A 15,776-nucleotide genomic window follows, 5' to 3' on the forward strand; every position below is an offset into this window, starting at 1 on the left:
ATGCGCTCGGAGAACCTGCCGACGGGCTTGTCCCGCCTCCAGCACAAGCTCGACCTGATTTCGGTCGATCCCTATTTTCGTGATACTTGGGACGACGTCTGCGAATCTCGCGGCGAACCAGCACAGTTCATCCAACGCCTGAACCACCATGCGCCACTGGTACTGCGACCGGACGCCCTTGGTGCCGGGCGGGCGCACGACGTGCTCGAATTCGTGTACAGCCACGGCTTCCGGCCGGTCGCGTGGTCCTATTTCATCTTCACTCGCCATGTGATCCGCGAAACCTGGCGCTACCAGCTCAACATCGCGACGACCGACCGTATCGAAGCTATGGACCTGCTACTTCGTGGTGAACAAGCCATGTACATCCTTCTTGAACGACCTATGCAGACCCACGAGGGCGCCGCCACCACGCTACTGAGCAGGATGAAGGGGCCCAGCGATCCCGCGCTGCGGACCGAACAGCATTTGAGATTCCGCGCAGGCGCCGCCCAGGAGTCGGTCATCACGTATGTGCATGTGGCTGACGAGCCGATAGATATTCTGCGCGAGATGGGCGTCTTTTTCGACAGATCCGAACGGCGCCAACTGTTCGAATCGATCGAAATCGGTGGCGACATAGGCGAACAACTCCGCGCTGAGGTTGCTGCCCACTGGTCTGTCGAACGATTCGGCCTCGACTTCGACCGTGCGATGCGGCGTCTGACCACGTTTGCGGACACGGCACGCGCGGATGACGTGGTGCACACGCTCATCGCGCGAATCAACACAGGCAACGGCGCGCAGTGGCGGCAACTGCTCGACCGTATCGAACAAATCGGCGTGCCTCTGTCCCGATGGGACAGGGCTGCCCTAGCCGCTCGGCTCAGTGCCCGCCACGTCGATGCGGCACCAGTCGTTCCGGACATCACCGACCACCAGAAACTGGAGATCCCATGTCCCACAGTGCAGCAACAGTCGACAAGCTCGCCATCGCCAAGGGAATCCCTGCCGAAGCCTTGCGACAATTCGGATTGACGGACAGTCCGGTCGGCGTCCGGTTCCGATACCTTCAGATCGACGGATCGAGCGGCCGGACACGTCTTCGCGCCGGAATGCGCGGGGCCGGCGGATCCCGATGGCTCGACGGTACCGAGCCGGTAGTGCCCTATCTACAGGGTTTCAGTCAGGCACTCGCCGAAGAGCGGGGCTATCTTATCGTGGTGGAAGGGGAATCGGACTGTTGGGCTGGCTGGCACCATCGCTTCCCCGTGCTGGGAATACCCGGCCCGGACCAGATCTCCGCGCTCGCACTCGAGCACATCTCCCCAGTGCGGACTATATTCATACAGACCGAGGCGGCGAACTCGACCACCTATCCGGCGGGAGTTACCCACTACACAAATGGATTGATCGAACACATCCGGACTATCGGTTACCAGGGAGACATCCGTCTGTTCGAGCACGCCGCAGGCATCGACGACCTAGCAGATCTGCACACGCGTCATCCGCACGACTTCTCTACGCTGCTCATCGATACTTTGGCTCGCTCGGTGAGGCGCTGATGCATACCAGCCACGAACCCGACCTGCTCAGCTTTGCGGTCGAATGTGCACACCGTGCCGGCGTTCTCGTTCTAGAGTTGGTGAATTCAGCAGCACGTACTGTCGAATATAAACGTGGGTCAGAACCGGTGACACCAGCGGACTCGAGGAGCGACGCGCTTATCGGCGCGTTGATCAGTGAGAGGTTTCCCGACCATCGCATCCTGTCCGAGGAAGCCGCCTGGAGCAAGTTTCGCGACGACATGCGCGGGCCCGTATGGATAGTCGACCCGATCGACGGTACGGCGAACTTCGCCCGCGGCCACCGCTACTATTCGATTTCCATCGCATTCTGCCTCAACGGCACGGTGCAATGTGGCGTCGTGCACGCACCCAGCCTGGGCGAAACCTTCACCGCGGTCAGCGGAGGGGGCGCGCATCTCAATGGTGCGCCGATATCCGTGAGCGGCATCGCGGACCTATCCCGATCTGTCATCAGCACTGGGTTTCCGCACAACCGCGACGATATCTCGACGCTACTCGCCCGGGTCGGCAAGCTGCTCACCCACTGTCAAGATATCCGCAGAGCCGCCTCCCCAGCCCTCGACCTGTGCTGGGTCGCATGCGGCAGACTGGACGCCCATACCGAATCATTGGCTCCGTGGGATCACGCTGCGGGAGGTTTGATAGCCGTCGAGGCAGGGGCTACCCGCGCGAACCTGCCCGGTGCCGTTGCTGACTGGCCGAATCAGCTCAACGGCGCCGACCTGGTGGTGTCCGCGCCCGGAATCCACAACCAATTGATGCGCCTGCTCTCATGAGCACTGTCATGTCCGATCCCATCGGTCACTGCGCAAATTGACAAGCTGCAGCTCGCACAGCACGACTAGCGACGCACCCGGAACGACTGACGAACCAATCATGCACCGATGTCCACCAGCCACGGACGGTCCAGGCCACGCGCAGCACGAGATGACCGACCGCCGGACGGACGCACCCGCCGTCGTACACACCGGAAGCCAGTATCGCAACCGGGAAGAAAAGCCGTATCACTTTGCGCTGCACCCACTTTCGGCTCGCACTGTGCCAGAGGGGACGGGAACGCTACGCCCACATACCAGCAAACATCACGAACCTGCGTGGCCGCGACCGCTACCGGACGCTTCTCGCGTTCTATCCGTCTTCGTTCTCAATTACCGGCACGCAAGGAGAAAGTAGGGTGTCCGTCTCCACGGATACCTGCCCGCGTCTCATTACTATTACCTGGAATTCATTATACTTCTCGGGGTCTTCGTCGTTCCGGATCCATAGCGTGCCATAGGAACCTGGCGCTATTGCCCCGATCTCCTTGAATCCTTCTACCGCACTCCAGTGCGGATGGTTCTTATATCCGGCGAAATGCAACTGGATCTCACCGTTGACTCGCCGAAGGTCCACGAGCCCGGACCCGGTATCGAACTCCGCCAAGCGAGCTTCCACCGCCGCATACACGGCTGCGCTGCGAGCCTGGTCATCGTACTCGACATCGTGTTGGACAGTGAGCCAACCGTGGTACTCGAACATTTCACTCTCCTTGCCTGATCAGAACGGAGCGGTGTCGATCACTACATCGACTCCGTATCGCGCCGAGTACTCATACAATTTGTCGATCACTCCCTGACCGGGCTCTCCGTCGAAATGGTAGTACACTTTTCGGCCAGTCGCTCGAGCCGCTTCGAAGGATTCTTTGCCTTGATTCCTGAATGCCGAACCGAGTTGCTGCCCGCCGGGTTTCGCCTGCCCGATGAACTCGTTGCTGACCGCATCGAACTCTCGCCCACTCGGATCATTGCCGAACTTCACCTGCGATTCATCACCGATCCGATCGGCTACCTTGTCCGCGTCAGGGTCGCGCGACAGTCGGCTGCGGCGAACTGCGGATCGTCGGTGAAAGCGTGCCGTGCGGCGATGCGCTGAGCAACTCGTCGACGACCGCCCGACAATTCGATCAACCGCTCCGTGACGACTCTGATCAACGCGCGGATCCGGTCGCTCGGGCGAGTCCCACGTGGAGCCACGAGTGCTCTGTACCGCCGGCCGTGGACGGGGTTGCGGCAAGTTCATTCTGTGACCTGCGCATGTTCCGACCGGCTGACGGCCTCGGGAAGAACAAGACTGTTTCTGGGCGAATTGCCGCTGCATCCTGGAGCGTGCAGCGGGAGGACAGTCATGACACAGACCGATGGACCTTTGCATTTGGCGGGCAACAACGCCCCGGTGGTGGACGAGTTGACGGCGGTACCGGCCGAGGTGATCGGCGCGATCCCGGCCGACCTCGACGGTGTGTTCCTGCGCAACGGTCCGAATCCGCGCACCGGAACATCGCCGCACTATTTCGCCGGGGACGGCATGGTCCACGCGGTGTCACTCGAGCAGGGCCGGGCGGTTTGGTATCGCAACAGGTACGTGCGAACTCCGTTGTGGGCGAATCCCGGGAAGTCCCGGTTCGAGCTGGCCTTCGACTCCGCCAGCGGCACAATGGATTTCCGAGTCACGACGGCGAACACCCACGTCGTGTCCCACGCCGGGCGATTGCTGGCACTCGAGGAGGGCGGCTTCCCCTACGAGATCACCCCCGACCTCGACACTGTGGGACCGTTCACCTTCTGCAACGCGCTGGACACACCCATGACCGCCCACCCCAAGATCTGCCCGACAACCGGAGAACTGCTGTTCTTCGGGACCAGGCTGCGACCACCATTCCTGACCTACTACCGAGCATCTGCAACGGGAAAATTGTTGCAAGCACAGCAGATTCCCGTTCCGCGTGCCACCCTGATGCACGACTTCGCGATCACCGCGTCGTCGGTGATCTTCCTGGACCTGCCCGTCGTCTTCGACCTGGCCGCCGCTGCCGCCGGGCTGCCGTGGCGGTGGGACGACACGCACGGCGCGCGATTCGGTGTCATGCCACGCCAGGGCGGCAGCGTGCGCTGGTTCGATGTCGAACCCTGCTTCATGTGGCACACGATGAACGCGTTCGACGCGGGAACCACGATCACCGTCATCGGCTGCCGCGTACCAACCCTGTGGCGCAACGGCCCCGGCGATGTCGGCGGCGGACTCCCGAGGTTGCACCGATGGATCCTGCACCTCGAGACCGGCGCAGTCACCGAAGAACCCCTCGACGACGCCGATATCGAGTACCCGCGCATCGCCGACGCCGACGTCGGACTACCCCACCGATTCGGCTACGTGACAAGCTTCTCCTTGGCCGCACAACCGTCGCATTCCCAGATCCACAAATACGACTTGACGCTCGGAGCCACACGGCAAACCTTCCGACTACCCGCCGGAAACACCTGCGGCGAAGCAGTATTCGTGCCTCGCACCGGCGCCGACGACGGATACCTGCTGACCTTCGTCCACAATCGCACCACCAACGCCAGCTCCCTGACCATCATCGACGCCACCGACCTGACCAGCGACCCCCTCGCCGAGGTTCGCCTCCCGGTACGCGTACCCAACGGCTTCCACGGCACCTGGCTCCCGAGATCGCAGGCCAGCCGCAGTGAACGAGCTGGCCGTTGATCGTGCGGACCAGAGGATTCCGGCAGGCTTCAGATCCCGGAGTGCCGACGATGGCGGGGACTGAGAATCGGCTGCGACCTGCGCGGCTCAGGACTTCTGACGGCCCCCACTTTCTGGGGCGCGAGTTGCAGCGCTCGGTGTTAACACTTTGCCCGAAGGTGGCTGGAGCAGGCAGTATCGGACAGAGCTACGGCGAATGGCGTTGACTTGCAGCTTATTACCCAGATCCTTGCCGATCGCAGTAGGTAACGGGAACTGGCACACCTCGATGTGCAGCTTGTATACCGAACGGTCGCAGTATCGAACTCGAGGGAATCTCATGCGGATCAAGCCACTGATCGTCGCCGGCTTCGCGGTGGGCGTCGTCATCACCGCCAGCGGTTGCAACCTGAACTCGACACCCGGGCCGCCGCCCACCCGAACCCCGATACCTTCAGCACAACCCGGGCAGCCCACCCANGTATCGCGGTCCGTATCCAGCTGCCTTGGGTGAAACGCGCCGGACCGAACGCTGGAAGTGGCGGGGGGTGCTTGGCTCGGCGGGCGGGGGGCGAAGGCGGGCGCCGGGGGGGCCCCGGGGGGCGGCCCCCCGAAACCCCCCGCCGTACCCGCGACCAGAACCGCCGTCGCAGACCCGACGACTCCCGCCGACACCGCTCCCCCGAAATGCGTGACCGCTCAACTTCGCCTGGACAAGGGAGTCGGCGGCCCGGTGGGCGGGACCTGGTTCCTGAGATTCATCAACTCCAGCTCACGAACCTGTGTCCTGCAAGGATTCCCGGGTATCTCGCAAACCAACGGCCCCACCGGTGAGCCGGTAGGCGAGCCCGCAGTTCGGGACCAAGGCCCACAGGCACCCAAGCCCGCCCCGGTCACGCTTCCACCGGACGGCGCGGCGCAATTCGAGTTCATCTCCTATCCCAAGCAGATCAACGAATGCGCGGCCCTGCGCACCAACACCCTGCGCGTCTACCCGCCCGACAACACCGAATCGCTGTGGCTACCTTGGGACAACCTGATCTGCCCGAGCCCACAGCGCATGCTCGTCGTCCGGGCGATCACACCGATGTAGGCGCAGCTGCGGACACGTCTACCGTATAGTAGACGATCGACACGCAATCGAACGTACGAGATACGATAGCTGTAGCTCGTCGGCACGCAGAGCAGGGGCGAATGTGGGCGAGGGCCAGTTCCATGACACCGACATCTCCACCCGCACCCTGGTGGAGAGTCTGGTTCGCGAGGACGCGACGATCGCTGCCGGCGAACTCTACGACGTCGCCAATGCACTCAGCATGAGCGATCAACAGGTCCGGCTCTGCATCAAGCGGCTCGTGGCGGAGGGCAGGTTCGTTCAGGAGGGTCGCGGGCGCAAGGCCGTGCTGCGCGCGACGGAGCTGACCCGCAACAGTCTCGAACCCGATCTCGATTTCGTGCGTTACATGTACGCCCAGGATCGTGGCGAGGTTTCTTGGGACGGGCGCTGGCACCTGGTGGCGTTCGGCGTTCCTGAATCCGCGCGGCATGCCCGCGATTCCATGCGCGACACCATCCTGCGGCTCGGTGGCGCGCCGATTCAGGGCGGCCTCTACGTTTCGGCGAATCCGTGGGAGGATCGAATCCGTTCCGCCGCAACAACACTGGGCGTTTCCGACCACATCACCACGCTGACAAGCACCGACCTGGCCATCGGCCGACATGTCGCGCCACGCGATATTGCCGAGCAGTTATGGCCGCTCGACCGCATCGCCGACGGTCACCGGCGGCTGCTGGAGTCCGCTGAGCAGTATTTGCAGGAGCTACGGGAATACTCGCACGTCCGGCATCTGACGATCGCCGTCGCATTGGCCGCGGAGTTCACCCACGCCATGGAGCCGGATCCTCTGCTGCCACCCCAGCTGCTTCCTCAGCCGTGGGTCGGCACGGCCGCGCGCGCGGCGGTAGCGGCCTGCTGGGCAGAACTTCTCAAATCCGAACCCGCGCAACCTTTTCGATTGTTCCGCTGGTATTCGAAGGTCACCGGCGCGGCTATCGATTCCGCTCACGCGTCGTAGTTCGGGACTGTTCAGCGAAGATCAGATCGCAGCGAGCTCGGCGGCGCCGATGATGTGGTCCAGCACCCGGCGAGCAGCGGCAGGTGCCAGGGTGACTCCAGAATTCATGCAGGCGACCAGCACCTGAGGGGCGGTGCGCAGGGTGCCCAGATAGGTCCGGCCGGCAGTGGGCATCGCTCGGAAGCCGACGCGAAAATCCATCAGCTCCAGGAAATTTCGCAGGCCGAAATCGCGGCGGATGGCGTCGAGTGCCCGGTGCACCCGCAGCACGGGTCGATACGGATCTTCCGTCGCCGTGTAGCTCTCCGCACCCAGATACGTTCCCCGATGCCAAGGCCGGATCTCGTAGTCCGGACCGGACAGGACTCGTCGCGACAGCTGCGCACGGGTTCGGAAGGTGTATCGGATCGCCGGTGCGGACTCGACCGCAAGCACGGTTCCCACCTGCGCGGCCAGCCGTGGGACACCGAGCCCGTTCGCCAGCACCACATATCGCGCAGGGAAGACGCCGGCATCGGAGATGACCTGTGCCCGACCGTCGTTCCCGACCGCGATTTCGGAGACGGCGGCCTCCACGACCCGGGCACCGAGATCTCGGGCAGCGGCCAGCAGGGTTCGGCGCATTCGTCCCGGTGCGACAGCACCTTCGTGCGGCGCGTACGCCGCGATGTCCGGTCGGCTACCCAAAGTGGGCTCCAGACGTGTGAAGCCTTCGGCATCGACGGCCTCGATCGGGAATCCCAGTTCCTGCCGTGTTCGCACGAACGATTCGGTGTTTTCCGGCGTTCGGAACCAGGTGAGCGACCCTGCCCACGAGACCGATAGCGCGCCTTCGAGATCCGCGTCCAGCGCGCGGAAGTCAGCGATCGCATCGCGGTGCAGGTCGGAGCCGCTGCCGGTGCGCGTAGTACCGATCCACCCGAACGCGCTACCGGTCACTCCCGAACCGCGAACCTCGAGGTCAATACAGGTTACGTGAATGCTGTTGCGCGCCAAGGCATACGCGATGGCAGCTCCCAGCACGCCCGCTCCTATGACAATGACGCCGGTCGCTGCCTGTTCGAGGTCTCGCGTGTGCGGACTGCGCTGCCGGACGGCGTCGATCCCGCAGCGGTGATCGATGCCCGGGTGCCACGTCGGCGTTGACGGGGTGGCGATCCCAGCTGGGTGCACGACCATATCTCACGCTCTGTTCAGCGGACCACTTGGTTCCCGGCGTACTCACGCAAGGAATCCAGATAGCCGGGTGCGTACAGCTTGCGTGGCGCGAATAGCGCCACCACCGCCGCCCGCCAGTCCTGGTCATTGTCGAAGCCGGCCTTGACGATGTTGTGCGAGGCGTTCGGATAGCGCTGCACCGTGAGCTGTTGCGGCGGAAGGATCTCGCGGTAGACGCGTTCGGTCTCGTCGACGTCGACATTGAGATCGTCATCGCCCAGCACCAGCAGCACCGGCACCTTCACTTGCGGCAGAACCGCGGTCACGTCGGAGCGATAGTTCCGTTGAACGAAGTTCCAGCGATCTTCCGACATCGGGTCCGAATCGTGTTGGGCGGCAAGATATTGCTCATAGGTGGCGTTCTCGCGTAGCGCCCGCAAACCGGCGTTGCGGCGATCGAGAGCAGCGGCGATATCGGCCTGAGAAGCGCCTCGGTGCCGCAGCTCGGCGAGCAGGTTGTACTCCCCTTGCCGCAACCAATTCACCGCCGCGCCAACAAGAACCACGAACTGTAGATCAGGAAGTTTCGCCGCCACCTCAGGCACGACCCACCCACCCTGACTGATCCCCCACATACCGATCCGGCGCGGATCGATATCATCGCGCTGACGCGCCCACGCAATAGCCGCCTCGGCCTCGGCCGCCCGATCGTACATGCTCTGATCGAGCCAATTGCCCGGCGCCCCATCGACTCCCGGCTTGTTCCAGGACAGCGACGCGTACCCGGCCTTGGCGAACGACTCCCAAATCGGTTCGTAGAACGAGTCCCGGCTGGCATTGGCAGGCCCGTCCCCATGCACGAACACAACCAGGCCGTAAGGCCCTTTCCCGTGCTCGGGCAGCGCCAAAGTCGCTTTCAACGGCTGGGTAGACCCGGGAATCGTCAACTCCTCCTGCCGGATGGCGAAGTCGTTCGCGTAGATCACCCACCCGCCCGCGCCCACCACCAACGCCACCACGCNGTTTGCGTTGGATGAGGACAGCACTCCAGAAGACACACACCCTGCATATCGTCGGCAGCGTCAGATGTGTATAAGGGCCAGACGTACGACGTAGCCACCGCCGAGGCCTGCCCGCGGCGCCCCGGGCCGAAGACCCCGCAGGGGAAGACAATGCACCACCTGACCTATCCATGTATCTAACGTATCAGAAACGATCGTACATAGTTCGTGCGTTATAACCTCCAGCATGTCAGCTACCCAGAGCGCTCAGCCGTTCAGAACAGCTCCCGATCAGCAGCAGGCGCATGCACACCGCAGCGCCCGCCGGCCGAGGGAGATCAAAGATCAGCCTGCGCCGTATCACCGCGCGCACCGTCGCCGACATCAGCACGGGCCCGTTCTACGAAAGCTCGGCTTCTTGCCCAACGGTGCCTTCTACGGTGATGACGACAACGAAATCGACATCGCGCTTCGCCGGTAGCCCGCAGTCACCTTGGACAACGCACCACAACGCCGCGGCGCGCGTTGGTCAGCCATCCAAACCCGTTGGCTGACAACACTTCCCAAACTCGCGCTCGTGACAAGGGGCGGATCTAGCGGAAATAGCGGTGCGGGCACCAGTCGATCAGCACGTCACTCCATACCGCTTCACCAGTGGCAGTTCAGCCGGAGTGGGCGGGTCGTCGCCGATGTGGCAATTGCCGAGGGTGATACGCAGGCCCCGGTCGTGGTGATAGCTCGCGAGGCTATCGCGGGGGTCTGAAGAAGCCAGGTAGGAGACGCCGCGCGATCCCAGCTCCGTCGTGGCGGGAAACTGGGCAAGCAGCTCCGCGACGATCGGAATGTGTTTCTCAGCAAGCATTTTCGCGTCTTGGAAGTCTCGCGACTGGAGCCGCTCGATCACGTCAGGCCATGCCGGTTCTCTCGATGGGGTGGATTTCAAGTGCATCAGCACCTTGTGGGCTGGGTTTTGGTCGGCGTTCAGGCGATCCCAGACGGACAACTCGAGTTCGGTCGGGTACCGGTGGCCTATCTGCAGGAGCCCGCTCTCGGGGGCTGAGGTCTTGATCTGCCATGCGGCGTTCGAAAGTTCAGGGAAGTCCCGCATCAAGCGTCGATACGCATCGCCTACCACCTTGAATTCGCCCGCGTGATCGAGGTTCAGTGCAATGTCGCCGACCCCGTCGGCCCCCTCCGAGATCGTGTCGTCGGGCCCGTAACCCCGCCGTAGGTGGGTGGACCACTGGTAGGTCCAGCGCAGCTCGTCTTCGGGAAAGGCGTGGCTCAGGGCATGCCATTGGGCAGTATGGTCCGCCGCGGTAGCGAACCCGTGTTTTCCGACTTTGAACGAGCTTTTCTCATCGCGTCGTCGGACTTCGATATCTGCCCGCAACCCCTGGAGTTCTGGAGCGGCTGCTGTCCAATCGTGGAATGTTTTGATCACTGTGTTGATTTGGTCGACCGATGCTTCCTCGGTCAGCACGACCAACCCGGAGAAGTTGTCGCCGATCGTAATCGAAGTCCGGTGCACCCCCGGCATCTGGCCGAGTATGGATTCAACATCCCTTGCCGCCTTGGCGTGCGCCGGATCGATCGCGCTGCCGCAAGAGGATACGAGGACGCCGGCCAATGCGATCACTGCCCAGGTGAACCGAGGCCGCCTCCGACCTCCTGCGTGATTGAACATCACCGCGGCGGCGAAGGCGACCCAGGCCGAGCGGATCACATCCTTGCGCACCGCAGATTTCACACTCGACATGCGGGTAAGTTAGCCGCACCGCATCGCATCCACATGCCCCCTAAACCACCGTCCTTGCGCTCCCGGACAACCGAGCATGTCGATGGTGAGCACGCCCCAATCGGGCCACCGACCCGCGTTCCGCCGATCGGCTCGCCGCCCCCGCCACGGTCAACTCGCTACCACCCTCACCGCGCCGCAGCAGCACGACGAGCCGGACGAATGGTATTCGAGCGGCAGTCTATGCCGGTGAGCGGCATAGACGGAGGCGAGATCGGTTGCGGCGCAGAATGTCTGCGCTTGCCGCCTACAGCGCGGTTGAAACTCACCGGAACCGCGGGCCTGTTCAGCGGTCTCCTGGCGGGGTCTACCGCACCCCGGTGGACCGCATGTAGCCTCGCGCCAGAGGGAGGGGCCTGATGATGATCGACTTTGTTCCCGACGGGGATCTGTACCCATTCGAGTCGCGCTGGTTCGACTCGTCTGCCGGCCGGGTTCATTACATCGATGAGGGCACCGGACCGGCCATCCTGTTCTGTCACGGTGCTCCGGCGTGGAGTTTCCTCTACCGCAACATCGTGAAGGACCTGCGCGACCAGTACCGGTGCATCGCCGTCGACTACCTGGGTTTCGGATTGTCCGAACGCCCTGCGCGTTTCGGCTACACCATCGCCGAGCACACCGCGGTCCTCGGCGAGCTGATCGATCACCTGCAACTCGACGACTTCGTTGTGATGGGACACGATTGGGGTGGACCCATCGGTCTGGGCGCGGTCACGCCGCGCGCGGACCGGGTACGGGGAATCGTGCTGGGCAACACCGTGTTCTGGCCGATCGAAGCGTTGGCTAATCGGGCTTTCAGCGCGATCATGAGCAGCCGTCCGATGCAGCGGCGGATACTGGAACAGAATTTCCTCGTCGAGCGCGTCCTGCTCGCAGAGCTGAGGCACACACTCACTGCGGCCGAGGCCGACCACTACCGCGCGGTGCAGCAGACTGCGGAAGCCCGGCGCGGACTCGCCATGATGCCCAAAGAAATTCGTGCCGCGCGCCCGCTGCTGGACCAGCTCGCCCAAGACGTGCCCGCCCTGCTCGGCGACAAGCCAACCCTGCTGGTATGGGGCATGCGGGACATGGTGTTCCGCCCGAACCACTGCATCCCGCGGATGAGGGCCGCCTTCACCGATCTCGACGTGGTCGAGCTGCCACACGCCCGGCACTTCATTCAGGAACATGCATCGGACGCGATCGCAGCGGCGATCGCAAAGCGATTCCCGTAACCGTGGCACCTATTGGAGGAATCGGATAAGGGTTTCGGCGAGTTGAGCCGGGTTTTCCTCGGCCATGTGGTGACCGGATTCGATGCGCGCAGAGGTCAACTCGCCGCTCACCCAGGATCGCCAGATGTCGGCGGGGTCGCCGTAGAGATCTTCCATGTCGTCCCTGGTGGACCAGGCGACCAAGGTGTCGCAGGTGATGGTGCGTCGTGCTGCTCGGTCCGCCTCGTCGTTTGTGCGATCGATGGTCAGTCCGGCTCGATAGTCCTCCAGCATGGCGCGCACGGTGGCCGGATCGCTGACCGCGCGTGTCATATCGCGGTAGTTCTCGTGTCCCATGGTGTTCTCGTCGGGGCGGTACCAGGCGAGGGGGTTGGCCGTGATCACACGCTCGGCGTGCGGGGCGGTGCCGAAGAAGAACCAGTGCCACCATTTGGTTGCGAACCGGGCGTCGGCGCGTTCGAGTGCCTCGAGGATCGGCACACTGTCCAAGACGACAAGGCGTGTTACGGAGTCGGGGTGATCGAGGGCGGTTCGGTAGGCGACGTAACTGCCGCGGTCGTGGCCTACCACGGCGAATCGATGATGACCCAGACTGCGCATCAGGGCGACGATGTCGGCTGCCATGGTGCGGTCGCAGTAGACCTCGTGCCTTTCGTCGGGTACGGGTTTGGATGACCGGCCGTATCCGCGCAGGTCGGGACACACGACGGTGAAACCCGCCAGGGCAAGCTGCGGGGCCACTCGGTACCAAGTGGTGTGGGTCCGGGGGTGTCCGTGCAACAACACGACCGCCGGCCCCTGGCCCCCGCTCTTCCCATGAATGGTCACGGAGTCACCAACCGAGACGTCCCACTCCTCGAAGCTGTCGAACACCGAACCATGGTCTCACCGTCGAGCACCGACCGCTCATACCGGGCTCACCGGTGAGATCCGCTGCGGCGCAGAGTATCCGCACAAGCCGACATGCGTCTCGCCCAGGCGAGACGGAACTCCTGACGTGGGGCCATTGAATCGAGCAGGTCAGATCATCATTTCCAGGATCAATTCGTCATGGATCTCGATGCCATAGTTACCGATATCGGGAATGCTGGATTTGCGGGTGCGGGCGCTGTCCACGGCGCCGGGCGTTACTGCGCTGATCCGCATGCCACGGCGTTGATAGAAGCGCAGGGCGTCGAGGTTGTCGTTGGTGGTGACCAGCCAGACCCGTCGAGCGCCGGCCTCGCGTGCACACTCGACGGCCGCGCTGAACAGGGCGGTGCCGATTCCAATGTGCTGTTCGCTCGCGTCCAGGGTGACGATCTCGAGGCTGTCGCTTCCCAGGGTGTAGGTCAGCAAGCCGACGGGGCGGCCGTCTCGTTCGGCTAGCAGGGCCGGTAGCTGAGAGGCATCGTAGCTGGTGCCGTGGGCGATCACGGTTGTGCTACTCCAGGACTCGGTCAGCAGAGTGGCGATGGTGTCCAGATCGGTAGCGATGGCGGGGCGAACGAGCATGCGTGCCATCATGACGTTGGTCGGGGTTCGTGGTCACCCAAATTTGCGGTGTCCCGCACCATAACCGGCGATCGACGCCGAGCCGATCGATTTCTGGGCGTGGGTTCCCACCTGTCCAGGACAGCCAGATTGAGCAGGTCACAACCGTTTGCGGCGCGCTCCGCGCTGTAGCGCTGCCCGCCAACGGAACTCATGTCCCCACCGCTCCCCCCAGAATGCAGGACAGAGTGGTTAGAATCTGTGGCTGAGTTCACGACTTGGCGTGGGGCGGCCCCGTCCGAGCCCGGGAGGGGTTCTAGGCATGACTGATCCGCCGCGCGAATCCAGCGATCAGCCGAGCGCGGGCAGCACTGATTCTGCTGCGCGACAACCGGATCCGCCGACAGACGGCTGGGCGGGCCTGGATTCGAGCGTCCACTCTCGTATGTCCGCTACAGCGTCCGGCCAGCACCAGCACGGCAGTCAGGGACATCGGCCACCACAACAACCACCGGCGTATCCGTCACCGTCGGCCGGCCTCGGCAAACCGCTGCTGATCGTCGCTGGAGTCGTCGCATTAGTGGTGATGCTGTCGATCGGCGTCGCAATCGGTTTCGTCGCCAAGGGCCGAGACAGCTTCGGTATGCCCACCGACGCCTCGCCTACGACACGACAGGGACCGATCACCTATTCGATGAGCGGCATCACCAACGCATGCGACCTGGTCGATCCGACGCCATTGACCAAGTGGGCGTCCGCACCGCGACTCGATCCCGACCAGGAGAAAACTCCGCAGTCCGGCACATTCGGTGTCCTGCGCTGCAGTGTCTACTACGGCAATTCGGCCGGTGACAGATTTCCGATGAATCTTGCCGAGATCAGCGTCCGGGCCGATGTCACGGACGGTTCGGCGGCACGCCGGTACGACTATTGGAAACGCACCGCCGCCGACCTCGCCGACGACGGATCGGTGGTGGCGTCCGGAGAGTTCACCGGAGTCGGCACGCAAGGCTACTGGCAGTTCGAAGCCGATAACTTCGGTGGCATCGTGGACTCCAAACACTTCGTGTGCGTATGGGACGGCGGCGTCGCGGTGCAGGTAACCATCGACCTCTCACGTGAAAAGGAATCCCCGGCAGTAGACAGGGACGAACTCGATGCGGTCGCGAGGTCTCAAGCCCGCAAAATACTGGACGGACTGCAACAAAAATGACCGCTCCGCCGCCACCCCAACCTCTCACACCGCAGCACCCTTCCCCCGGTAAGCCAGTTATGGTCGCGGCGGGTGCCGCGGTGCTTGTCGTAGCGCTGGGCGCTGGCGCGGTGATCGGCATCAACATCGCCGGCAACGATGGCAACCAGTCCCCCGCTGCGACGGCCTCGTCGAGCGCGCCGACAACATCATCCACGACTACAACCCCGCGCCCAGAACCCGCACCGGGAATCTATTCGATGAACGGGATCTCCAACGCGTGCGACCTGGTAGACCCCACCCCGCTGCACAAGTGGTCGTCCACCCCGGATCAACCGCCCTACCATCACGAAACCGCACCGAGCGCCCGCGCCCCTGGTCGCCTGTCCTGCCAATTCAGCTACAAAAGTCTCGCCGGCGACGGCACCCACTGGAATCAAGCGGCCATCGACCTCAGCGTCGAGTTCACCGCGACCGGAGCCGATCCGGCCTACAACCAATGGAAACACAAGGACACCAACGGATCCGGGTCGAACTTCGGCGACATCACCGGCATCGGCGCCCAGGGTTACTGGCACACCGTGGTATCGGATTCCAGCCACACAATGGGAACCGACTACGTCGTAGGTGTGCAGGACAGCAATGTTTCGGTGCGAGTACGAATCCCCATCCTGCGCCAGCACGGCGAGCCCTCGCTAGATATGGATGCGCTCGGCACAATCGCCAGAAACCAAGCCCAGCGAGCCTTGGAGGGGCTGAAGAAATAGCCATCACCGGTCGAGAACAA

Annotated in this window: 16 protein-coding genes; 9 read left to right on the forward strand and 7 right to left on the reverse strand. The window is 63.4% G+C overall.

Features of this window, described 5'->3' with window-relative positions:
- The 3 genes from DBO33_RS25445 (at position 1) to DBO33_RS43025 (ending at position 2,344) form a co-directional block, all read left to right on the forward strand.
- Positions 1-1,017, forward strand: coding sequence for a nucleoside-diphosphate kinase (locus tag DBO33_RS25445; RefSeq protein WP_159080497.1), 1,017 nt, complete (start codon positions 1-3; stop codon positions 1,015-1,017).
- 125 nt (positions 1,018-1,142) lie between these two features.
- The gene (locus DBO33_RS43020) at positions 1,143-1,544 is read left to right on the forward strand and encodes a hypothetical protein (protein WP_159080498.1); all 402 of its coding nucleotides are present in this window, start codon (positions 1,143-1,145) and stop codon (positions 1,542-1,544) included.
- Positions 1,544-2,344, forward strand: coding sequence for an inositol monophosphatase family protein (locus tag DBO33_RS43025; RefSeq protein WP_159080499.1), 801 nt, complete (start codon positions 1,544-1,546; stop codon positions 2,342-2,344). The genes DBO33_RS43020 and DBO33_RS43025 overlap by 1 nt, the downstream gene beginning before the upstream one ends.
- Before the next feature lie 352 nt (positions 2,345-2,696).
- Here DBO33_RS43025 and DBO33_RS25455 read toward each other — a convergent pair whose 3' ends face one another.
- Together DBO33_RS25455 and DBO33_RS44465 are read right to left on the reverse strand one after the other, a co-directional pair.
- Positions 2,697-3,086, reverse strand: a complete 390-nt coding sequence (locus tag DBO33_RS25455; RefSeq protein WP_107657310.1) for an Imm7 family immunity protein — start codon at positions 3,084-3,086, stop codon at positions 2,697-2,699.
- Between the two features lie 18 nt (positions 3,087-3,104).
- A complete protein-coding gene (locus DBO33_RS44465; RefSeq protein WP_107657311.1) occupies positions 3,105-3,758 on the reverse strand; it encodes a restriction endonuclease fold toxin in 654 nt (217 codons plus the stop codon).
- Between DBO33_RS44465 and DBO33_RS25465 the strand changes: the two genes are divergently transcribed.
- From DBO33_RS25465 to DBO33_RS25475, 3 genes are all read left to right on the forward strand, one after another.
- Positions 3,732-5,093, forward strand: a complete 1,362-nt coding sequence (locus DBO33_RS25465) for a carotenoid oxygenase family protein (RefSeq protein ID WP_107657312.1) — start codon at positions 3,732-3,734, stop codon at positions 5,091-5,093. The genes DBO33_RS44465 and DBO33_RS25465 overlap by 27 nt on opposite strands.
- A gap of 670 nt (positions 5,094-5,763) precedes the next feature.
- Positions 5,764-6,165: a DUF4232 domain-containing protein gene (locus DBO33_RS25470; protein WP_159080500.1), complete on the forward strand. Its 402-nt coding sequence runs from the start codon at positions 5,764-5,766 to the stop codon at positions 6,163-6,165.
- A gap of 103 nt (positions 6,166-6,268) precedes the next feature.
- Complete coding sequence (locus DBO33_RS25475) at positions 6,269-7,147, forward strand: PaaX family transcriptional regulator C-terminal domain-containing protein (protein WP_199856758.1); 879 nt, start codon at positions 6,269-6,271, stop codon at positions 7,145-7,147.
- Between the two features lie 21 nt (positions 7,148-7,168).
- Here DBO33_RS25475 and DBO33_RS25480 read toward each other — a convergent pair whose 3' ends face one another.
- From DBO33_RS25480 to DBO33_RS25490, 3 genes are all read right to left on the reverse strand, one after another.
- On the reverse strand, positions 7,169-8,326 hold the full coding sequence (locus tag DBO33_RS25480; protein WP_107657314.1) for an NAD(P)/FAD-dependent oxidoreductase: 1,158 nt from the start codon (positions 8,324-8,326) through the stop codon (positions 7,169-7,171).
- A gap of 14 nt (positions 8,327-8,340) precedes the next feature.
- Complete coding sequence (locus DBO33_RS25485; RefSeq protein ID WP_107660586.1) at positions 8,341-9,324, reverse strand: alpha/beta hydrolase family protein; 984 nt, start codon at positions 9,322-9,324, stop codon at positions 8,341-8,343.
- Positions 9,325-9,931: 607 nt separating this feature from the next.
- Entirely contained in the window at positions 9,932-11,065 is a 1,134-nt protein-coding gene (locus DBO33_RS25490; RefSeq protein ID WP_159080502.1) for a hypothetical protein, read from the reverse strand.
- A gap of 398 nt (positions 11,066-11,463) precedes the next feature.
- Here DBO33_RS25490 and DBO33_RS25495 point away from each other — a divergent pair, with 398 nt between their 5' ends.
- The gene (locus DBO33_RS25495) at positions 11,464-12,324 is read left to right on the forward strand and encodes a haloalkane dehalogenase (protein WP_107657316.1); all 861 of its coding nucleotides are present in this window, start codon (positions 11,464-11,466) and stop codon (positions 12,322-12,324) included.
- A 9-nt stretch (positions 12,325-12,333) separates the two neighbouring features.
- On the opposite strand, the gene DBO33_RS25500 is transcribed toward DBO33_RS25495, so the two are convergent.
- Together DBO33_RS25500 and DBO33_RS25505 are read right to left on the reverse strand one after the other, a co-directional pair.
- Entirely contained in the window at positions 12,334-13,197 is an 864-nt protein-coding gene (locus DBO33_RS25500) for an alpha/beta fold hydrolase (RefSeq protein ID WP_107657317.1), read from the reverse strand.
- A 147-nt stretch (positions 13,198-13,344) separates the two neighbouring features.
- Positions 13,345-13,818 carry a GNAT family N-acetyltransferase gene (locus tag DBO33_RS25505; RefSeq protein WP_107660587.1) on the reverse strand — a complete coding sequence of 158 codons (474 nt, stop codon included), beginning with the start codon at positions 13,816-13,818 and terminating at the stop codon, positions 13,345-13,347.
- Between the two features lie 301 nt (positions 13,819-14,119).
- Between DBO33_RS25505 and DBO33_RS25510 the strand changes: the two genes are divergently transcribed.
- Positions 14,120-15,010, forward strand: a complete 891-nt coding sequence (locus tag DBO33_RS25510; protein WP_159080503.1) for a hypothetical protein — start codon at positions 14,120-14,122, stop codon at positions 15,008-15,010.
- Positions 15,011-15,249: 239 nt separating this feature from the next.
- A complete protein-coding gene (locus DBO33_RS25515) occupies positions 15,250-15,756 on the forward strand; it encodes a hypothetical protein (RefSeq protein ID WP_159080504.1) in 507 nt (168 codons plus the stop codon).
- Positions 15,757-15,776: the final 20 nt, after the last annotated feature.

This window comes from Nocardia suismassiliense, from assembly GCF_900269665.1.
GTDB lineage: Bacteria > Actinomycetota > Actinomycetes > Mycobacteriales > Mycobacteriaceae > Nocardia > Nocardia suismassiliense.